The 23223-nt window shown below is 68.3% G+C and carries 6 protein-coding genes; 5 read left to right on the top strand and 1 reads right to left on the bottom strand.

The window, feature by feature from the left end; genetic code table 11:
- Positions 1 to 2 precede the first annotated feature (2 nt).
- Complete coding sequence (locus LDL21_RS00030; protein WP_225279258.1) at positions 3 to 14435, bottom strand: hypothetical protein; 14433 nt, start codon at positions 14433 to 14435, stop codon at positions 3 to 5.
- Between the two features lie 236 nt (positions 14436 to 14671).
- Between LDL21_RS00030 and LDL21_RS00025 the strand changes: the two genes are divergently transcribed.
- From LDL21_RS00025 to LDL21_RS00005, 5 genes are all read left to right on the top strand, one after another.
- The gene (locus LDL21_RS00025) at positions 14672 to 16462 is read left to right on the top strand and encodes an Hsp70 family protein (RefSeq protein ID WP_225278291.1); all 1791 of its coding nucleotides are present in this window, start codon (positions 14672 to 14674) and stop codon (positions 16460 to 16462) included.
- Positions 16459 to 18930 (top strand): LuxR C-terminal-related transcriptional regulator, encoded by a 2472-nt coding sequence (locus tag LDL21_RS00020; protein WP_225278290.1) that lies wholly within the window; start codon positions 16459 to 16461, stop codon positions 18928 to 18930. The genes LDL21_RS00025 and LDL21_RS00020 overlap by 4 nt, the downstream gene beginning before the upstream one ends.
- A 49-nt stretch (positions 18931 to 18979) precedes the next feature.
- Positions 18980 to 20095: a hypothetical protein gene (locus tag LDL21_RS00015; protein WP_225278289.1), complete on the top strand. Its 1116-nt coding sequence runs from the start codon at positions 18980 to 18982 to the stop codon at positions 20093 to 20095.
- Between the two features lie 99 nt (positions 20096 to 20194).
- Positions 20195 to 21556: a S1 family peptidase gene (locus LDL21_RS00010; RefSeq protein WP_181701383.1), complete on the top strand. Its 1362-nt coding sequence runs from the start codon at positions 20195 to 20197 to the stop codon at positions 21554 to 21556.
- Between the two features lie 90 nt (positions 21557 to 21646).
- Entirely contained in the window at positions 21647 to 22966 is a 1320-nt protein-coding gene (locus LDL21_RS00005) for a S1 family peptidase (RefSeq protein ID WP_225278288.1), read from the top strand.
- Positions 22967 to 23223: the final 257 nt, after the last annotated feature.

Here is a 23223-nt window from a genome sequence, read left to right as displayed (position 1 = left end):
CCTCAGAGGAGGCCGCCGCCGAGGAGGCCACCGTCGTCGGCCTCCGGGATGGTCGTGCTCGACGAGTCGCCCAGCAGGCCGGTGTCGGTCGCACCGAGGCCCGGGCCGAAGGCGCCGCCCACATCCACGCTGTCCAGGGTTTCGGTGACGCCGCCGGTGGCCGCCTCGGTGGTGTCGTAGACCCCGCCGGTCGCCGCTTCGGTGGTGTCGGACAGGCCGCCCGTCGCCGCGCCGGTGGTGTCGGAGGTGTCCGGTGCCGTGGTGGGCATCGGCGTGTAGTCGTAGCCGGGGACCGGGGCTTCGACCGCGTCGCCGACCGCCGAGCCGGCGCCGGTGAGGGTGTCGAACGGTTCGCCCGTACCGACCACCTCGGTGGGCACGTCGCCCAGGAGGCCGCCGCCGGTGAGGCCTTCCACCGCGCCGAAGCCGGTCTCCAGGCCCGAGCCCACCAGGTTCCCGTCCTCGTACGGCATGGTGTGCATGGTCGGCAGCACCTCGTCGACCAGGTCGTTTGCCACGTCGCCACCGGGGAGGACCTCGCCCGGGTCGCCGTCGGGGAGCACTCCGCCGAGGAGTCCGCCGGTCGCGTCGTCGAGGCCGGCACCGGTCGCGTCGCCGGTGATCGCGCCGGTCACCGCGTCGAGGGGGCCGAAGCCGGTCTCCAGGCCGGTGCCCGAGGGGTTCGGTTCACCGGGTGCGATGCCGGTGAGGCCCGCGTTGTCGAAGGTGTTGCCCAGGTCGAAGCCGAGGTCATCGTCGCTGAGGCCGGCCAGGCCCGCGGTCGAGGCCGCCGCGCCGGTGAACGCGCTGGCCGCGTTGGCTGCCGATGCCGCACCGTCCGAGGCCGCCGAGGTGGCGTTGCTGTACGGCGAGGAGTTCGTCGAACCGGTGTTCTCGTGGGTGCTGCCCGTCAGACCGCTGCTGAACAGGCCCGCCACCGCGGTCGGGTTCAGCACGTCGGTCATGCCGTTCATGACGCCGCCGACACTGTCGACATTGCCGCCGACACCGGTGATGTCCTCGAAGTTGGAACCGTTGATCAGGCCGTCGACCAGGTCGTTGCCGATCGGGCTCTGGTCGATCGCGGCGCCGATGCCGTTCGCGGTGATGTCCTGGAAGGCGGCGCCGTTGAGAACGTCCACCACACCGTCGTCGACCGCGTCGTTGAGAATCGGGCTCTCGTCGATCGCCGCACCGATGCCGTTGGTGGTGATGTCTTCGAAGTCGCCGCTCAGCACACCGCCGGCCAGACCGGTCACGTCGGCGTCGTTGGCGAGACCGCCGGCCAGCCCACCGTCACCGTTCACGAGGCCGCCGATGCCACCGTCGTTGATGTTGTTGAGCACGTTGGACTCGTCGATCGCGGCACCGATGCCATTGGTGGTGATGTCCTCGAACACCGCGCCGTTGAGGATGCCGTCGTCCACTCCGGCCACGCCGCCGTCGACCAGATCGCCGACACCGGTGACGTCGCCGGTGTTGGTGACACCACCGAGCAGGCCACCGTCACCGCCGCCGAGCAGGCCGCCGTTGAGGACGCCGCCCGCGCCGGCCAGGCCGCCGTCACCGTTGAGGACGCCGCCCATGTCGTCGACATTTCCGCCGATGCCGGTGATGTCCTCGACGTTCACGTTGTTGAGGATCGCGCTTTCGTCGATCGCCGCGCCGATGCCGTTGATGGTGGTGTCCTCGGCGCCGCCGAACAGACCGCCGTCACCGCCCGCTGCCAGCAGGTCGTTGCCGACGCCTGTCGCGCCGAGCAGGCCGCCGTCGCCGTTGAGCACGCCGCCCGCACCGGCCAGTCCACCGTCGCCGTTGAGCACGCCGCCGGTGCCGAGCAGGCCGCCGTCGCCGTCGCCGGTCACCGCGCCGACGATGCCGCCGACCACGTTGCCGTTGCCGATACCGCCGCCCGCCGCCAGGTCGTTGAGGACCGAGCTCTCATCGATCGCCGCGCCGATGCCGCTGGTGGTGATGTCCTCGAAGGTGTTGCCGGACAGGATGCCACCGTCGACCACATCGGACACGTCGTCCACCGCGGCGCCGACGCCGTTGGCGGTGATGTCTTCGAAGGTGTTGCCGTTGAAGACGCCGCCCGCACCGGCCAGACCGCCCTCGCCGTTCAGGACACCGCCTGCCACACCGGCGACGCCGCCGTCGACCACGTCGTTGAGGACAGAGCTCTCGTCGATCGCGGCACCGATGCCGTTGGTGGTGATGTCGGTGAAGTCGGCGAAATCGGTGACGTCGTTGCCGCTGAGCAGACCGCCCGCGCCGGCCAGGCCGCCCTCGCCGTTCAGGAGGCCGCCTGCCACGCCGGCGACACCGCCGTCGAACACGTCGTTCACGTCCACCGCGTCGGTGACATCGTGGGCGCCGATTCCGGTGAGGTCGCCGCCGACCAGGCCCTCGCCGAGAGCGCCTGCCAACACGCCGTTGCCGAGGCCGCCGAAGTTGTTCAGCGATTCGTCGACCTGGCCGCCGATGCCCTGGATCTGCACGTCTTCCCAGTTGTCGGCGATGCCGCCGAAGTTGTCGCCGATGCCGTTCACATCGTTGAGGCCCGCACCGAAAATGTTGTTCTCGCCGCCGATATTGATGTCACCCATGTCACTCACATCCCCAATTCCAGAAAGGTCAAGGTCGCCTACCACCCCGGTCACGTCGCCGACTGCGCCGACGACTCCGGTCACATCTCCCGCGATGTCACCGAAGACGCCGGTCACATCACCACCGATATCGCCGACGTCGACCGAGCCGGTCACGTCGCCGATCGTGTTCGCCAGATCCAGATCACCGATCAGTCCGGTCGCGCCGGTGATGTCACCGAACGAGCCGGTCACATCGCCGACCACGCCGGTCACGCCGACGCCGGTGAGGTCACCGACCGAGCCGATCAGGTCGCCACCGACACCGATGAAGGTGCCGGTCAGGTCGCCCGTGAAAGCGGCCACGTCACCGGCGATACCGGTGAAGTCTCCGAAGAAGGCGGTGAGGTCGCCGACCGAGCCGGTCAGGTCACCGCCGATGCCGGTCAGGTCGGCGACGAAACCGGTGACGTCTCCACCGAAACCGGTGAGGTCGCCGAAGGAGCCGGTCACGTCGCCGAACACGTCGGACAGGTTGCCGCCGATGCCGGTGAGGTTGCCCGCGACGCCGGTGAGGTCGCCCGCCACGCCGGTGAGATCGCCCGCCACGCCGGTAAGCGAGCCCGTGATGTCGCCGACCGAACCGCCGATGCCGGTGAGCGAGCCCGTGATATCGCCGACCGAACCGCCCACGCCCGCGACCGAGCCGACCAGGTCGCCGCCGACGTTCACCACGTCACCGCCGATGCCGACCACGTCGCCGAAGCTGCCGGAGATGCCCACGACCGTGTTGTTCCAGTCGCCGGACACGTTCACCAGCTCGCTCACCACGCCGCTGCCGAAGCCGGTGATCTCGAGGGCGTTGTCGCTGATGCCGGCGATCATGGCGGACCAGTCGCCCGAGACCCCGGTCACGTCGCCGAAGACGTCGCTCACGTTCAGGTTCTCGAACGCGCCGGACAGGTCGCCGAAGGAGCCACTGATGTCGCCGATCATGTTCGACCAATCACCGAACACATTCGTGATATCGCTGAACGAGTCGGTGATGCTCACCAGGTCGCCGACCCAGGTGACGTCACCGGTCCCGCCGCCACCTCCCCCGCCGCCATTGCCGCTGAGGATGTCGCCGATCGTGCCCGAGATGTCGTTACCGCTCAAAGGTCCGGTCATGTCGCCCACCGTGCTGGTCAGGTCACCGGCGATGCCGGTCACGTCGATGTCGGTCAGGTTGGAGATGAGGTCGTTGTCGGTGATGTCGATGAGGTCGCCCGTGATATCGCCGTCGAGCAGGTCGCCGGTGATATCGCCGACGAGGTCGCCGTCGATCAGATCGCCTGTGACGTCACCGTCGATGAGGTCGCCCGTCACGTCGCCGATCGATCCGATGTTGGTGAGGTCACCGTCGATCAGGTCACCGGTCACGTCACCGATCGACCCGATGTTGGTGAGGTCACCGTCGATCAGGTCACCGGTGATGCCGCCGTCGACCAAGTCACCGGTGATGTCACCGACAGAACCGACGTCGATCAGGTCGCCGACGATGCCACCGTCTACAAGGTCGCCGGTGATGTCCCCGATGGCGCCGACGCCCGTGAGGTCTCCGGCGACGCCGGTGACATCGCCGACCAGGTTTCCGTCGATCAGATCGCCGGTCACGTCGCCGACATTGCCCACGTCGGTCAGGTCGCCTACGAGACCGCCGGTGATGTCGCCGACCGAACCGTCGACCAGATCACCCGTCACGTCACCGATGGCGCCGATGCCGGTGATGTCGCCTGCGACACCGGTCAGGTCGCCTGCGACGCCGGTGAGATCACCGCCGATGTCACCGTCGACCAAGTCACCGGCAATGTCGCCGATGCCCGTGAGATCGCCCGCGACTCCGGTCAGGTCACCGACCACACCGCCGTCAACGAGGTCACCGGTGATGTCGCCCACCGAACCGTCGACCAGATCGCCAGTGACGTCACCGATTCCGTTGAGGTCCCCGGCAACTCCCGTCAGGTCGCCGACGATGTCGCCGTCGATGAGATCGCCGGTGATGTCACCGACCGAACCGACATCGGTCAGGTCGCCGGTGATATCGCCGATCGAACCGACGTTCGTCAGATCGCCGACCAGGCCTCCGTCGATCAGGTCGCCGGTGATGTTGCCGACGTCCGTCAGATCGCCGACGACGCCGCCATCGACCAGATCACCCGTGATGTCACCGACCGAACCGTCGATCAGGTCGCCCGTCACATCACCGATGGCGCCGACTCCGGTGAGGTCGCCGACCAGGCCGCCATCGACCAGGTCGCCGATCGAACCGTCGATCAGGTCGCCGGTCACGTCCCCGAGGGAGCCGTCGACGAGGTCGCCGGTCGCGTCGCCGATGGCGCCGATGCCGGTGAGATCTCCGTCGAGGAGCTCGCCCGTGACGTTGCCGACGTCGGTGATGTCGCCGACCAGATCGCCGGTGTTCGTGATGTCGCCGACCAGGCCACCGATGTCACCTGTGTTGGTGACGTCGCCGACCAGGCCGCCGATGTCGCCCGTATTGGTGATGTCGCCGTTGAGGATGCCGCCGACCAGGCCGTTGTCGGTGATGTCACCGACAACGTCGCCATTGACGAGACCGCCTGCGACGCCGGTGATGTCACCGGAGTTGTCGAAGAGGTCGCTCGCCAGGCCGGCGAGGTCGAAGTTGCCGATGAGGTCGCCGGTGCCGACGTCGCCCGCGATGCCGGTGACCGCGGCGGCCAAGCCGGTGAGGCCGATCAGGTTGGCTACGTCGCCGGTGTTGGTCACGTTGCCCACGTTGTCGGCCAGGTCACCGGTGATGTCGTTGTCGGTGATGCCGCTGAGCACGTCGCCGTTCACCAGACCGTCGACGATGTCGTTGTCGGTGATATCGCCGTTCACCACGCCACCCGCGGCACCGGTGATGTCGCTGAGCACATCCCCGTTGACCACGCCACCGGTGACCGCGGACAGATCGTTGAGGAAGTCGCCGGTGAGGACGTCGCTGTCGGTGATGTCACCGACGATGTCCCCGTTGACGATTCCGCCCGCGATGCCGGTCAGATCGCCGTCGACGAGGTCGCCGGTGATGTCGCCCGCGTCGACGATATCGCCGACCACATCGCCGTTCACGAGTCCGCCTGCGGCACCGCTGATGTCGCTGATGTTGTTGACGATGTCGCCGTTGACCAGACCGCCGGTGACGTCACCGTCGACCAGATCACCGGTCACATCCCCGATGTCCCCGTTGAGGATTCCGCCCGCGACACCGGTCAGATCACCATCGACGAGATCGCCATTGACCAGCCCTGCGGTGAGATCGCCTGCGACGCCGGTCAAGTCACCGTTGGTGATGTCGCCGTTCACGAGGCCGCCGGTGATGTCGCCGACCACGTCGCCACCCACCAAACCGCCGGTGATGTCGTTGTCGGTGATCGAACCCACCAGGCCGCCGATCGCGCCCGAGTTGTCGACGAGATCGCCGGTTACATCCCCGTTCACCAGGCCTGCGGTGAGGTCACCCGCAACACCGGTCAGATCGCCGTTCACCAGTCCGCCGGTGATGTCACCGGTGTTCGAGACCAGCCCGCCCGCGATGCCGGTGACGTCGCCGTCGACCAGATCACCCGTCACATCGCCGTTGACGAGGCCGCCGGCGATACCTGTCAGATCGCCGTCGACCAGATCGCCGGTGAGATCGCCGTTGACAAGGCCGCCGGTCAGGTCGCCCGCCACACCGGTGAGATCACCCGTGTTGCCAGTGATGTCGCCGACGGAGCCGATGAGGCTGCCGATGTCACCGGTGTTATCGATGAGATCGCTTGCAGCGCCATTGAAATCGCCGTCGATCAGGTCACCGGTGAGGTCGCCGTCGACAAGGCCGCCAGTGAGGTCGCCCGTGTTCGTGAGGTCGCCGACCACGCCACCGATGGCACCCGAATTGTCGAGCAGGTCACCGGTGATGTCACCGGTGTTGTTCACCAGGCCGCCTGCCACGCCGGTCAGATCGCCCGCGACTCCGGTGACATCGCCCGCACCGGTGATGTCACCGACCGAGCCGATGAGGCCACCGATGTCACCGCTGTTGTCGAGCAGGTCGCCGGTGAGATCGCCTGCTACACCGGTGATATCGCCGTTGACCAGGCCTGCGGCGAGATCGCCGGCCACACCCGTGAGGTCGCCGTTCACCAAACCTCCTGCGACACCGGCGATATCACCGTTGTTCGTGATGTCGCTCAGGATCCCGCCGGAGTTGTCGACCAGGTCGCCCGCGACGCCGGTCAGGTCACCGCTGTTGCCGGTGAGGTCCCCGATGAGCTCGCCCGTGTTGGTGATGTCGCCGACGACGCCGCCGATCGCGCCCGAGTTGTCGACCAGATCGCCGACCACGGTGCCCGAGTTGTCGAGCAGGTCGCCGGTGATGTCGCCGTTCACCAAGCCGCCCGCGATGCCTGTCAGATCTCCGCTGTTGCCGGTGATGTCACCGACCACGTCTCCGGTGTTGTTCACGAGTCCTCCTGCTAGGCCGGCGATATCGCCGTTGTTGGTGATGTCGCCTACCGAGCCGATGAGGCCGCCGATGTCACCCGAGTTGGTGATGTCACCGACCGCACCGCCGATGTCGCCCGTGTTGTCCAGCAGATCGCCTGTGAGGTCGCCGCTGTTGCCGGTGATGTCACCGACCGAACCGATCACGCCACCGATGTCGCCGTTGTCGGTGATATCGCCGACCACGCCGGTCAGGTCACCGGTATTGCCGGTGATGTCGCTGAGCACGTCGCCGTTGACGAGGCCGCCCGCCACGCCAGTCACGTCCATGAGGTCGCCGGTGATGTCGCTGATGTTGCCGACGTTCGTGAGGTCGCCGACGGTGCCGTCGATCAGGTCGCCGGTCACGTCACCATTGATGAGACCACCGGTGATATCGCCGGTGTTGTCGATGAGATCGCCGGTCACGTCGCCATTGACCAGGCCGCCCGCCACTCCGGTCAGATCGCCGGCGACGCCGGTGAGGTCCCCGGTGTTTCCGGTGAGATCCCCCGCCACGCCGGTGAGATCCCCCGCGACTCCGGAGATGTCTCCGACGGTCCCGATGATGTCGCCGGAGTTGTCGACCAGGTCGCCTGCGATGGTGCCGCTGTTGCCGATCACGTCGCCCGCGACGCCGGTCAGGTCACCGCTGTTGCCGATGTCGCCGACCGAGCCGACGAGATCGCCCGCGATTCCGCTGATATCGCCGGTGTTGACCAGGTCGCCCGCGACGCCGGTGACGGTGCCCGCGTTGTCGATGAGATCGCCGGTCACATCCCCGTTGACGAGGCCGCCCGCCACGCCGGTCAGATCGCCCGCGGTGCCGGTCACGTCCCCGTTCACCAGGCCGCCGGTGATGTCACCGACCGTGCCGTCGATCAGATCACCCGTCACGTCTCCGTTGACGAGACCGCCCGCCACGCCGGTGATGTCACCAGCGATGCCAGTCAAATCGCCTGTATTGCCGGTGATGTCGCTGACCGAGCCGACCAGATCACCCGCCACGCCTGTGATGTCACCGGCATTGTTGACCAAGCCACCTGCGACACCGTTCACATCACCGACAGTGTTGGTCAAATCGCCTGCAACACCGCTGATGTCGCCCGAGTTGGTGAGTAGATCACCGGCGACACCGGTGATGTCGCCGACCGTGTTGGTCAGGTCGCCCGAATTGCCGGTGAGGTCGCTGAGGAGGTCGCCGCCGACGCCGGTCACGTTGCCGATCGAACCGACGGTCCCGGTCAGGTCGCCCGCCACCCCGGTGAGGTCACCTGCAATGCCGGTCAGGTCACCGGAGTTGCCGGTCAAATCGCCCGCGATTTCAGTCACGTCCCCGACGAGGTCGCCACCGACACCGGTCACGTCGCTGATCGAACCGACCGTCTGCGTCAGGTCGCCCGCCACACCGGTGAGATCGCCTGTGTTGCCGGTGATATCGCTGAGTAGGTCGCCGCCGACGCCGGTGAGATCTCCGGCCACGCCGGTGATGTCGCCGACGGATCCGACGGTGCCGGTCACATCGCTGATCGTGTTGGTGAGATCGCCGGCCACGCCCGTCACGTCGCCGACGGATCCAACGGTCTGCGTGAGATCTCCGGCGACGCCGGTCACGTCGCTGATGTTGCCGACGGTCTGGGTGAGATCGCCCGCGACGCCGGTCAGGTCGCCCACCGTATTGGTCACGTCGCCGACGGAGCCGAGGACATCGCCGGCGACACCCGTCACGTCACCGATGTTGCCGACCGTCTGCGCGAGATCGCCCGCCACTCCGGTCACGTCGCCGACCGAGCCGACGGTCTGGGTCAGATCCCCTGCGACGCCGGTGAGATCGCCGGTCATACCGGTGATGTCGCCGACGTTTTGCGTCAGATCGCCGGCCACACCCGCGATATCGCCGACCGAGCCGACTGTGTTGGTGAGGTCACCGGCCACACCGGTCAGATCACCCGCGACCCCAGAGACATCGCCGATCGACTGGGTCAGATTGCCGACCGTGTTGGTCCAATCACCAACGGAGCCAACGGTTCCGGTCACATCGCCTACCGTTTGCGTGAGGTCGCCCGCAACACCGGTCACGTCACCCACCGAGCCGACCGTATTGGTGAGATCACCCGCGACCCCGGTCACGTCGCTGATCGAACCGACTGTGTTCGTCAGATCCCCGGCGACACCGGTGAGGCCACCCGCGATGCCCGTGACATCGCTGATGTTGCCGACCGTCTGCGTCAGGTCCCCGGCCACTCCGGTCAGGTCACCCGCCACTCCGGTGATGTCACCGACGCTGCCGACGGTCTGGGTCAGATCGCCCGCCACTCCGGTCAGGTCACCTGCTACGCCGCTCACGTCGCCTACCGAGCCGACGACGTCGCCGGCGACTCCGGTCACATCGCTGATGGAACCGACCGTCTGCGTCAGGTCGCCCGCCACACCGGACACATCACCCACGGAGCCGACGATGTCGCCCGCGACGCCCGTCACGTCGCTGATGGATCCGACGGTGTTGGTGAGATCGCCCGCCACTCCGGTCAGGTCTCCCGTGACCCCGCTGATGTCGCCGACCGACTGAGTGAGGTCGCCCGCTACGCCCGTCACGTCGCCCACGGACTGGGTGAGGTTGCCGACCGTGTTCGTCCAATCACCCACGGAGCCAACAGTGTTGGTGAGGTCGCCCGCGACACCGGTGACGTCGCCGACCGAACCGACCACGCTGCCCGCATCCCCTGCGACACCGGTTACCGAGTTGGTGAGATCGCCAGCGACACCGGTCACGTCGCTGATGTTGCCTACGGTGTTGGTCAGATCGCCTGCCACGCCGCTCACGTCGCCGACCGAGCCGATCAGGTCGCCGACGGAGCCGACGGTGTTGGTGAGGTCACCGGCCACACCGGTCAAGTCGCCCACGGTGTTGGTCCAGTCGCCGACGGAGCCCACGGTGCCGCTCACATCGCCGACCGTGTTCGTCAGGTCGCCCGCGACACCGGACACATCACCCGCGATGCCGGTCAGATCGCCAATCGTGTTGGTGAGGTCCCCCGCGACACCGGTGAGGTCGCCGATAGAACCGACCGTCTGCGTCAGGTCCCCTGCCACGCCGGTCAGATCGCCTGCGACCCCCGACACGTCTCCGGCCACACCGGTCAGATCTCCGACCGTGCTGGTGAGATCGCCGACCGAGCCGACAGTGTTGGTGAGATCCCCTGCCACGCCGGTGACGTCTCCGGCGATTCCACTTACGTCGCCCGCGGTCTGAGTCAGATCGCCCGCCACGCCGGACACATCGCCCGCAACGCCGCTCACGTCGCCCACGGTCTGGGTGAGGTCGCCGGCGACTCCGCTCACGTCGCCGATGCTCTGAGTGAGGTCGCCTGCAACGCCGGTCACATCGCCGACCACGCTGCCCGCGATGCCGGTGACATCACCGATCGTATTGGTCCAATCGCCCACCGAGCCAACGGTGTTCGTCAGGTCGCCGGCCACGCCGGTCACGCCGCCGACGGACTGGGTGAGATCGCCTGCCACACCCGTGATGTCGCCGACCGAGTTCGTAAGGTCACCCGCCACGCCCGACACGTCACCGACAGTTTGGGTCAAGTCGCCCGCCACACCCGTGACGTCGCCGACGGAGCCGACCGTACCGGTCACGTCGCTGAGCAGGTCACCGCCGACGCCGGTGATGTCACCGACGGTGTTCGTCCAATCACCGACTGAGGCAACGGTGTTCGTAAGATCGCCTGCGACACCCGAGATATCGCCGGCCATACCGGTCACATCACCGACGGTCGAAGTGAGATCGCCTGCTACACCGGAGATATCGCCGACCGTGTTGGTGACGTCGCTGATGGAGCCGACGGTGCCGAAGATGTCGCCGCCGACGCCGGTTACGTCGCCGATCTCGCCCGCGATGCCCGAGACGTCGCCGACGGTCTGCGTCACGTCGCCCACCGAACCGACTACATCGCCCGCGACTCCGGTGATGTCGCCCGAGTTGCCGAGTACGTCGCCTGCCACACCGGTCAGGTCTCCGACCGAGCCCACGGTGTTGGTGAGGTCACCCGCGATACCGGTGAAGTCGCCGGCCACCCCGGTGAGGTCACCTGCCACTCCGGACAGGTCGCCTGCCACACCGCTCACGTCGCCGATCGACTGAGTGAGATCGCCTGCAACGCCGGTGAAGTCGTTCGCGACGTCGCCGACCGAGCCGACCGTGTTGGTGAGGTCGCCCGCCACACCCGTTACGTCGCCCGCGACGCCGGTCAGGTTGTTCGCCACATCACCGACAAAGCCGACCGTATTCGTCAGGTCGCCGGCAACACCGCTCACGTCACCAGCGACGCCGGTCAGATCGCCCGCGATGCCGGTCAGATCGCCGGCTACCCCGGTGACCTCGCTGATCGAACCGACTGTGTTGGTGAGGTCCCCTGCCACGCCGGTCAGATCGCCGACCGAACCGATGTCGGTGAGATCGCCGACGGAGCCGATGGTGTTGGTCAAGTCGCCGCCGACTGAAGCGACGTCGCCCACCACGTTCGTCACGTCGCCGACGGAACCGACGGTGTTGGTGAGGTCGCCTGCCGCACCGGTCAGGTCGCCGATCGAACCGATGCCGGTGACGTCGCCGATCGAGCCGATCACATCACCACCGACGACGTCGCCGACGGAACCGATATCGCCTGCCACGCCGGTCACATCCCCGGCTACGCCGGACACTTCGCTGACGGAACCGACGAGATCGCCTGCGACACCGGTGATGTCACCTACGGAACCAACAGTGTTCGTCACGTCGCCGAAAGTGTTGGTGAGGTCGCCCGCTACGCCGGACACATCGCCGCCGACGACATCGCCGACCACATTGCTCACCGATCCGATGTCGCCCGCGGTACCGATGACATCGCCGGCCACGCCGGTTACGTCGCCCGCGATACCGCTCACGTCGCCGGCGATACCGGAAACATCACCGACCGAGCCGATCACGTCTCCGGCGACACCGGAGACGTCACCACCGACGAGATCGCCTGCTACACCGGTGAAGTCGCCTGCGATGCCGGTTACCTCGCCGACCGAACCGGCGATGCCGGTGAGGTCGCCCACCGACTGGGTCACGTTGCCGATGCCGCCCTCGAGAACGTCACCGACGGAACCGATGTCGCCGACCGAACCGAGCACATCGCCGCCGATGACAGAGCCGGCCACATCGGTCACGTCACCCACGGAAACGACGGAGCCGAGGACATCGCCATCGACCACGTCGTTGACGACATTGCTCACATCGCCGCCCACGTCGGTCACGTCGCCGCCGATCACGTTGCCGACATCCCCGCCGACCACGTCACCGACCACAGTGCTCACATCACCGATGGAACCCACATCCCCGCCGACACTTCCGATGTCGGACAGCACATCACCCACAGACCCGCCGATCCCGGTGACATCACCGATGTTCTGGGTGACGTCGCCGACAGAGCCGACCACGCTGCCGATATTGCCCACCTCGGTGAGATCCCCGACCACGTTGCTCACGTTGCCGACCCCACCGACAACCTCACTCACCTCACCGATCGACCCGATGTCACCCGCAACCGACCCGACAACATTGCTCACATCACCCACCGTGTTGGTCACCTCGCCGACCGAGCCCACCTCGTTCAGCACCTCCGACACCGACCCCACATTCGTGACATCCCCGATCACGTCACCCACAGACCCGGCCCCGTTGAGCACATTGCTCAGGTTCTGGTCGCCCACAACCTGATTCACCACATTGGTCACATCGCCGATCGAGCCGGCACCGTTGAGCACGCCGCCGACCACATCACCGGTATTCGTCACATCACCGAGCACATCTCCGACGGAACCGACATCGGTGACCACATTCCCCACCACATTGCTCACATCACCCACGGAACCGATTCCGCTGATATCCCCGGCGGATCCGATCACGTCACCCACATTCCCCACATTGTTGAGCGCGGAAACGAAATTGCCGATGGCCAGCTCCTCGAGCACATGACCCACATCGCCGATATCACTGAAATCGTTGAAGATATTGCTGATCGGGCTGATGCCGTTGAGGACGCCGCTCACGCCGCCGAGGGAACCGGATACCACCGTGACGGGGGCGCTGAGGTTGCCGAGGAAGGCGTCGCCGATTTGCACGGCGTTGAAGGCGTCGGTCATTTCGGTCGCGATTTGGGCAGCTTGGTTGAGCGCGTTGATGCCGGTGATGTCACCGAGAGTGCTGCCGTTGGCGATATCGCCGATGTTCGCACCGCTGACCAGGTTGGTGACATCACCGACCGTGTTGCCGCTCAGCAGATCTCCGACGTTGGCACCACTGATGAGGTTGGTGACATCGCCGATCGTGTTGCCGCCGCCGATCACATCGCCGATCCCAGTGATGTCGCCGAGGTTTCCGACGGTGTTGGTCACGTCGCCGAGACCGCTGATGTCGCCGACCGAGTTGGTCAGGTTGCCCACGTCGTTGAGCGTGTCACCGAGGCTGCCGATATTGCTCAGGGTGTCGCCGAGATTGCCGACATTGCTCAGCACCTCGCCCACGTTGCCGACATTCGCGATATCACCGAGATTCACGCCGCCCAGATTTGTCCCGTTGAGCACGTTGCTGAGCGGATTACCGTTGAGCACATTGCTCACGGGATTGTTGAGCACATCGCCGGTGAGAATGTCGGGGCTGAAAATCTCGTTGTCCCCGTTGCCCTGATTGTTCGTCGTGTTGCCACTGTTGGTGTTGGTGGTGTTGCCACTGTTGTTGTTGGTGGTATTACCGCCGGTACCTCCGCCAGGTCCCCCGGGCCCTCCGGGTCCACCGGGACCACCGCCGGGTCCTCCGGGCCCACCCGGCCCACCGGGACCACCGGGCCGGCCGCCCCCGCCACCGCCGCCGGGCCCACCGGGCCCACCACCGCCGGGCCCACCGTTCCCGCCACCGCCGTTACCCCCACGGCCACCGCCTCCACCGGGCCCGAACCCACCCTGCCCCGGCCCGAACCAACGCCCCGGCCCGAAGAACATCGACGGCCCGGCACCGGCACCATAGAACCCGGCACCATGACCACCACCTCCGAACCCATGACCTCCCCCGCCGCACCCGACGATGCCTCGCAACGGCGCACTCCCCGCATCGCACACGCCGCGCGCCACCATCGGCGCGCAGGCGGCGATGTATTCGGGGGTCGCGCACAGCTGCGCCTCCTCGATGACCTTGTCCGGCGCGTTGCAGTACGCCGCCGCGGCCTTAGGATCGCGCAGCAAATCGAGAATGAACTGCAGGATCGCGTTCTCCAAGGGTGTGGTCATCGGAATCAGCTCCTCCGGGATCGGCAAGATGTTTCGAAGCTATGGCCGAGGGGCACCCCCTCGTAACGGGGCAAATCCCTATTCGTCGCATGGGGTGCCCGTTAGGGGATCGAGGGCCGTTAGGGGATCGGCCCCGTTATCGGCCTGTTCGCCGGTAACAGCAGACCGTCAGCAACCGACAATCGGGATAGCTCTCTCGATGATTTCCGTCGCTCACGTATCTGCAGAGGTTCCCCATGACAGACCGTCTCGCGCTCGGCGTCACCGTCGGTGCATCCCGTTCAGTTGCCGTAGCGACGGCGATCGACGGTGGTGAACCGATCGCGGTCGTTCGGCGACCCAGTGCAGTAGAAGTAGCCACGGCCGGCCCGGCGGTAATGATCGAGGGCTTCCTGGCCCGGGTCGGCGATCCGGTGCGGATGCTCGCCGAGGACGGTTCGTCGCATGTCGCGGCCGATCTGGTGGCCGCAGCGACCACTCAGCTGATCGACGAGGTCCGCGACCGGGTCGAGGGCGAGCCGACGGTGGTGTCCTGCCACCCCGGCTGGTGGACGGATGACCAAGTGCAGGCGGTGCGTTCGTCTCTCGACAACGCGGGCGCCAACGCGGTCGTCCTCGTCCCGGAACCGGTCGCGGTGGTCCGCCGCTACGAGGTCGAGCGCGGACTGTTCGACGAAGGCGCGCTGGTGGTCTACGACCTCGGCGCGAGCGGTCTGACCGTCTCGGTGGTCCGCACCGGGGAGCAGTCGGGCCTGCTGGCCACCCCGCTGCACGACACCGAGATCGCCGGCTCGGAATTCGATTTGCTGACAATGCGCTACGTGCTGTCGCACGCGCTGGGTGACCGGGAATTCGACCCGTTCGATCCGGCCGTGGAAACCGAACTCGCGGCCCTGCGCGAACGCGCACGCCTCGCCAGAGAAGAACTGTCACTCGACACCGCGACGGTGGTGGAGGTCGGCGCCCTCGGCGAGGCCGCGACCGTTCGTCTCGTCCGTCACGAACTCGAGGACCTGCTGCGCGGCTGCGTGCAGGATTCACTCACCCTGGTGCGCGAGGCTGTCGAGCGCGCGGGCGTCCGGCTCGGCGACATCACCGCCGTCCTGCTGACCGGCGGCGGCGCGCAGATGCCCTTGGTCGCGGAATTGGTGTCCGCGGAGTTCGCGCTGCCCGTCGTCGCGTGTGCCGATCCGGCCACCGCGAGCGCGGCGGGCGCGGCCGAGCTGGCCGCGGATCTGCGGGCGGCGGAGTCCACTCCGCTCGTCCTTCCTCTCGAGGAGTTCGACGAGCCGACGGACATCGCCCCGGTCTCACTCGCGAAAGCCCTGCCCGTCGTCGACGACGAAGCCCCGGCGAAGAAGGTCGTCACCGGCAAGCGCCTGGCGGTCGTCGGCGCGGCAGTCGCCGTCTTCGGCGCGCTCACCGCGGGAACTCTGGCCATGTCACCCCAGTTCGCGACGCCGAGCAAGCCCGACGCGTCCACCGTGAACCCCACCGAGAACGCGCCGAAGAACAGCGGCCCCGGACAGGCGGTCGCACCGATCGCCACGTTCGACGCCGACGGCAAGCCGGTGGTCGGAACGCCGACCGTCGACGCGAACGGTCAGCCGGTCCCGGGCGCTCCCCTGCTCGACTCGACGGGTCAGCCGATCCCCGGCACCGTCACCCCGGCCGCACCGGTGAACTCCGCCGGCGGGACACCACAGCCGGGCGGCACCGCCCAGTCCCCGGCGACTCAGCAGCAGGTCCAGTCCGGCGGCGGAGCACCTGCCCCGCAGCAACCCGCACCGCAACAGCCCGCGCCCCAACAGCCGGCCCCCCAGCAACCGGCACCCCAGCAGCCCGCTCCCCAACAGCCCGCCCCACAGCAACCGGCGCCCTACACCCCGCCGGTCCCCCAGGCTCCGAATGTGCCGAATGTCGGCGCCGTACCCGGCCAAGTGCTCGACGGCGCGGGCGAGGTGGTCGAAGGGACCGTCGGCGGCGTCACGAAACTCCCCGGTGAACTACTCGGAGGCGGCAATTGAGCCCCATCGCGCTCGACACAGTCCCACACGCCCGTGAGATTCTGCGAGCCGTAGACAATCCCGACGACCAGCCGGTGGTGCTGTTGCTGACGGGTCGCTCCGGTACCGGCAAGTCGGTGTTGCTCGACGCTGTGCGCCGTCGGCTGCGCGGCCGGGGCGTCGCCGTGATCGGCCGGACCCCCGAGCCCACCGACAACGGCGCCGTCGTGATCGCCGACGACCTGCACGACATGACCCCCGCCCAGCTCGATGTCCTGCGCACCGAGGTGGAATCGGGCGCCCGCTCCCTGATCTGCGCCACCCAGCCACGCCCCCAGCATCCCGAACTGCGCGCCCTGTGCGACGCGATCGGCAGGCAGGGCCGCCTGATCGAGATCCGCGCACTCGGTTGCGGTGAGATCGGTTCCTTCGCCCGCGAACTCGGGGTGTCGGTGCCGCGCCCGCTGGTCAACCACATCCACACCAGGACCGCGGGCATCCACGGCGGTGTCGTCGCGGCTCTGCGGGCGGCGGGTCAGGCCAAGCTCGACGCGGGCCTGCCTGCCGTCGACGCGGCCCTGTCCGCTTGGGCCCGTGCGCAATTGGCGGCTTTCGATCCCCCGCTGCTCGACACCCTCGTCGTCGCGGCGACCGGAACCGGCCTCGACGCCGGTGAGCTCGCCGAGGTGCTCGGGGTGGAATTGCCTGTCGCCCATGACCTGCTGGATCGGGCGCGGGCGAGCGCGCTGGTCACCGATGCCGACCTGTTGCTGAGCGCGGCCGTACCGCAACTGCGGCTGCTGCTCGGCGATCGCCGCTTCGTCGCGGTGCAGCGCAGGCTCCTCGACACCCGGCTCGAGGCGGGCCTGCTGCGCGACCACACCGGCCTGCTGCTGGCCGAGTCCGGTGTGCGCGACCATCGCCTCGCCGAATTCCTCTGCGCGGCAGCCCGACAGCAGCGTCCCGATGCCGCCCGCTACTACGCGGCAGCCGTCGCGGCGGGCACCGATCCGCGCCGCGTCACCCTGGCCTGGGCCGAGGCCGCCGCGAAGGCAGGCGACGACGACACCGCCCTGCGCCTGGCCGAACCCCTGCTCGACGGCACCGATGTCGACACCGCCGAACTCGCGGCCGCCGTCCGCGTCTGCGCGAGCGCGCTCACCCGGCGCGGCCTGGTCAGCCGGGCCGCCGCCCTCTACCGCTGGCTCGGCCCGAACCGGGTCGGTGCCGACTGGGCGATCGCGGCGACCGTGCACGCCCTGGCCGGTGACAGCGCCGCCGCCGCGGAGGCTGCGGCCGACGCCGAACACTGGCCGCCCACCCAGGCGGGTGCCGGTGCCCGGCTGATCGCGAACGCCCTGCTCACCTCCCTCGACCCACACGGCGCGGCCACCGCGGCCGCGATCTCGGCCCTGGTCCAGGCCGCGCGGACCAACGGAACCGGCACCAGTCCGTGCAGCGCGGTGACCGTCGGCGCCCTGCTGAGTCTGAGCGCGGGCGAACCACGCCGCGCCGACGACGCGATCCGCGCCGCCGACGGCGAAGGCAAACAGCTCGGCGTGCTCGCGGCCTGGACCGCGCTGCGCATCGGTGACGAATGCAAGGCCGCCGAGACCATGACCGGCATCGATATCGCGTCCCTGGCCCCGCGCGATCGCTTGCTCGCGCACGCCCTGGCGGTCGGCCTGGCCCGCCGCAGCGGTGACGCGCAGGCGCTGCATGCCGCGTGGACCGCCGCCTTCCCGCTGTTCGACGAGGTCGACGTCGACCTGCTGAGCCTGCTCCCGATCGGCGAATTGTGGTTGGCCGGAATCCAATTGCGCGACGAGGGCCGCATCCAGCCCCTCGTCGAGGCCGCCACCGCACTGCTGCGCCGCCTCGGGCGCGCACCCGCCTGGACCAACGCCTTCCACTGGTACGGGGTGCAGGCGGCGATCGCCAAGTCCTCGCCCCAGCAGTTGCTGCCGCACGCGCACGCACTGAAGAACGCCGCCGCCGACGGCGACCCGCACGCCGCCGTCCTGGCCGACGCGGGCCGCACCTGGTTGCTGGTGCTGCGCGGTCAGGTCGACCTGCCCGCCGTGCACAGCGCGGTCCTCGCCCTCGCCCACCAGGGCCACACCTTCGACGGCGCCCGCCTCGCCGGCGACACCGCGCGCATGATCGACGACCCCGCCGCCGCCAGCGCCCTGCTGAAGCTGGCCCGTTCGGTGCGCATCCCCGCCCGGCTCGAGGCGCCCAAGAACGGCGACGAGACCTCGGCACCGCAGCCCGCTATCGAGCAGCGCGCGCTGAGCGACCGTGAACGCGAGGTCGCCGAGCTGGTGCTACTCGGTCTCACCTACCGGGAGATCGGCGCCCGGCTGTACATTTCCGCCAAGACCGTGGAGCATCACGTGGCGCGTATCCGACGCCGGATAGGCGCACGTTCACGATCGGAATTATTGTCGATGCTGCGCGCGATGGGACACGGCTCACTCCTGGTGTGACCGCCGGACTCGCCGCCCAACACCACGGACGTCGAAGCGAGGTAACCGGATGGCCACTGGAGTCGGCTTGCGTATCGCCGACGACGAGTGTGTCGCCGCGGTGGTCACCGACGACGGGGCGAAGCATTTCGTCGAGCGGTCGTCGGTACTGCACATGTCCGACGACGGTGACGCGGCCCTCGGCGACGCACCGCTGTCCGGGCACGCGCACGCGATCTCCGGTTTCGTCCGCGCGATCGGCGATCCGGCCGGCGTCGATGTCGACGGCGGCGAGGCCTACCGGGCCGAGGATCTGCTGGCCACGGCCATGTTCTGCCTCATCGATCTCACCACCGAGCATCTGAGCGGCCCGGCCGAGTTCTACGCCACGCATCCGGCGCAGTGGTCGCCGGAGGTGGTGCGCGGCGTCCGTGAGGCACTGGACTATCTGGGTCTGAAATCGGTGGCGTTGCTCGGCGAGGACGAGCTGCCCCAGCCCGCCGAGGGCGCCGATGCAGGCAAGGCGTTCGCATCGTCGGCCGCCGAGGCCGCGCTGGTCGCGGTGCTGGCGACCCCGGCCGGTGCGACACCGCCCGATCCGATCGTCACCGAGAACTCTTTGGTGAAGACCGATGTGATGCCCGCCGTCGAACCGCCGGTCGTGGTCGCGCAGGCGTACTCGGCGGCGATTCCGGTGCAACACCCGACCAAGGCGATGGCTGTCACCGTGCCGTCGCCCGCCCCGGCCCCTACACCGGCGCCTGCTCGGACCAAGACGCCGCTGTTGATCGCCGGGGCCGCGCTGATCGGCCTGGTGCTCGGTGGCATCGCGGTGTCGGTGCTGCTGCGCGGCACCGAGCCGACCGAGCCGCCGACCATCTCGGACGCGCACTCGGAAACGACCCAGCAACCGGCTCCCACTCCCGTGCTCGCTCCGCCGCCGCCGGAGACGACCACCGAGGAACCGGTCGTCACGACCACCCCGGAACCGACGACCACCACCGAAGAGCCGACCACCACCGAGGCTCCGACCACAACCACGCCGGCACCGACGACCACCACGCCGACGACGCCCGGTCGCACCACGACCACCCGGCCGTTCCCGTTCCAACCCCGCGAGCCCGGCGAGCTACCGCCGCCGCTCGAGATCCCCGGCTGGCGCAAAACCGAAGCTGGTAGCGGGTAACCGCACCCCATCGCCGGGCGTGCCTTAGAGTGATGCGCTGACCGACATACCCGCCGCCGGCGGTGGTCTCGGTCACTCGTTCGGTGACGAAGGGATTTCATGCGCAAGTTGGTGGCGCGTCGCGCCGCGGTCAAGGCAGCCTCCGCCGGGTTCGCCGCGACCGTTCTTCTCGCCCCTCTGCTCGGCTCCGGTGTCGCTAGCGCGCAACCCGCTGCGCCGCAGCAGCTTTCGGCTGACGCCCTACCCGCCGAACTGGTGACAGCCATCTCGCGCGATCTGGGCATGACCCCGAACGAATACCTCGACCGCGCCGCGCGCGCCCAGGAGCTGCGCGCCTACGCCGCCGACTTCCGCGCCGAGAACCCCGACACCTTCGCCGGTGCCTGGCTCACGCCCGAGGGCAAAGCCGTTGTCGCGGTGACCGATGCCGAGACCGGCCGCCTCGCCGCCGCCGACGGCTACCAGACCCACCTCGCGCCCATCTCGGCCAGCGGCCTGGAAGGCGCTCTGCTGCAATTGAGTCAGTGGATCTCGAGCCTGCCGCGCGAGATCTCCGCGCCGATCAGCTCGATCGCCATCGACGTGCTCAACAGCCAGATCGTTTTGAGCGTCGCCAATTCCAGCACCGGCCATCTGCTGAACCTGCCGACCCTGATCGCCACCATCAAGGTGGTCATCACGCCGGGTGGCGGTGGCGAGGTGGTGAACCGGCCGATGGGTGGCGACACCTACATCACCGCCGCCAAGGACCTGCACGATGCCGACCTGCGCGGTGTCGACGTGTGCTCGTTCGGTTTCAACAGCACCGACGCGGCGGGCAACGCGCTGAACATCTCTGCGGGCCACTGCAATCCGAATGTCGACCACGGCACGCCCGCCAAGGTGTACGTGCCGAACGTGCGCGACATCCCCAACAGTCCCGAGGTCGGTCAGTTCGCCATGTCCGTGCTCGGCGGACCGGGCGCGCTGGACTACTCGGTCATCAAGCTCAACGAGCGTGCGGTGAACGCGGGCATGGACCAGGCCCGGGTGCGTGGCGCCAACGGCACCACCCTCGCCATCACCGGCACCGCCGATCCGGTGACCGGTGCGCCGGTCTGCAAAACTGGTCAGTCGTCCACCTTCACCTGCGGTTTCGTCTCGGCCGATCACGTGGAAACCCAGTTGTTCACCGCCGAGGGCATCAGCAAGACGATCCGTGGTTTCGCCACCAGCGCCTGCACCCTCGGTGGTGACAGCGGCGGCGCGATCGTGTCGGGCACCCTCGCGCTCGGCATCACCAGCGGCTCCAATGCCGCCGAGGCACCCAACTGCACCGAGGCCAACACCCAGCTCGCGCCCTTCGGTGGCACCGCCACCCTCGGAGTGCCGATCCGGCCGATCCTGGCCGATATCGAGGCCAATTCCGGTGGCGGTCTCGGCAGCGGAATCATGGTGCGTACCAACCCCAACGCGGGTTAGTACCGGACGAATCACCGAACGGACCGGGTGAGTGAAATCTCTTGCCCGGTCCGAGTAGGCATAACCGGTCCGAGCCCATATAGTTCGATCATGCTCCTGCCACGTATGGGTCGCGCCCCCCTCGCACGAAGCTCGAGACGAGCTCGCAAGTCCGTGATCGCCGCTTCGGCGGCGATTCTGCTGTTCGGCCCCACGATGGCAGTGGCCGACGCCGAACCCGCGGTCGATCTGCCTGCCCAGCTGATCGAGGCCGTGAGCCGTGACCTGAAGCTTTCCCCGCAGGAATACCTGCGCCGTGCCGACGAGGCCCAGCAGGTCGCCGCGTTCGCCACCACCGCCCAGCGTCAGTTCCCGCAGGTGTTCGCCGGCTCCTGGCTCAACGACCAGGGCAACGCCGTTGTCGCGCTGTCCCAGGGCCCCGGTGCCGACGAAGCCCGTGCCGCCGCCGAATCGGCCGGTTTCGAGGTCCGCAACGTCGCCAAGAGCGAATCCATGCTGCGCGGTGAGAAGACCGCGTTCGAGAACTGGCTGGCCGCCGCGCCGCCGGAGATCGCCAACCTGGTGCGTGGCGTCGTCATCGACACCGTGAACAACGCGATCGCCGTGCGCGTCGAGCAGGCCGGGCTGCCGCTGCCCAGCTTCATCGACCCGGCCCGCGTCGTCGTCACCGCGCCGCCCGTGGCCGGTGAGAAGGTCGACCTGGAAGCCACTCCCGTGGCGGGCAACGGCACCGGCCCGATCGCCGGTGGCGAGGGCTACGCCGCCATCGCGGGCAACAGCTCGCTGCGCTGCTCGTTCGGCTTCAACGGCACCGATCGCTCCGGCAACGTCGTGAACATCTCCGCGGGCCACTGCAACCCCGACCTCGAGTCGGCGGGCACCGGTTCCGCCGCCGCCGTCTACGAGATGAACGGCGACCGCGCGGGCGCCCAGCTCGGCACCTTCCAGAAGTCCATCCTCGGCGAGCAGGACTACTCGATCATCCGCGTGAACGACAACGCGCGCGCCCGCTTCGAGAACAACCTCGTCACCGTCCCCGGCGCGGCACCCATCGCCGTCGACGGCGTCGGTGTGCCCGTCGTCGGCGCCCCCGTGTGCAAGTCGGGTTCGCGGACCGGGTTCAGCTGCGGCATCGTCAACGGTGTCGACCAGACCGTGCAGGTCGGCGATCGCCAGCTCACCCAGAGCTTCTCCGCCAACATCTGCGCGCTGCCCGGCGATTCCGGCGGTGCGATCGTCACCGGCCGCATGGCCCTCGGCATCTCCAGCGCCTCGTCGGTCGCCGACTACCCGATCTGCGAAATCCCCAACATCATCGGCGCCATCACCGGCGACACCCCCCAGCTCTTCGCACAGCCGCTGAGCGTGGTCCTGTCGGACAACCCCGGCCTGGCGGTTCGCACGAACTGATGCCTAGGCGGGCAGTGAGCATGCCCTGAACGACGGTGGAGGCCGGTAGCGCTAGAGCTACCGGCCTTTGCCGTTTCTGGGGGCGCTGTGCGGCGGGGTTCCAGCCGTGTGGAACTGCCTTGGTGTTTTGTGCACCACGGGGGTATTGGGCTGTATTTTTGGAGCGCTGGCGCGCTCGAGCGCGGCCCCTGGAGGGCCGCGAGTTAGCCACCGTTGCTCGCGCTTCGCGCATGCGCAACGGCGGCTAACTCGCGGCC

This window comes from Nocardia rosealba (assembly GCF_020216065.1).
In the GTDB taxonomy this organism is placed as follows: domain Bacteria; phylum Actinomycetota; class Actinomycetes; order Mycobacteriales; family Mycobacteriaceae; genus Nocardia; species Nocardia rosealba.
The sequence above is the reverse complement of the archived record's forward strand: the minus strand, read 5'-3'. Positions and strand labels throughout refer to the sequence as shown.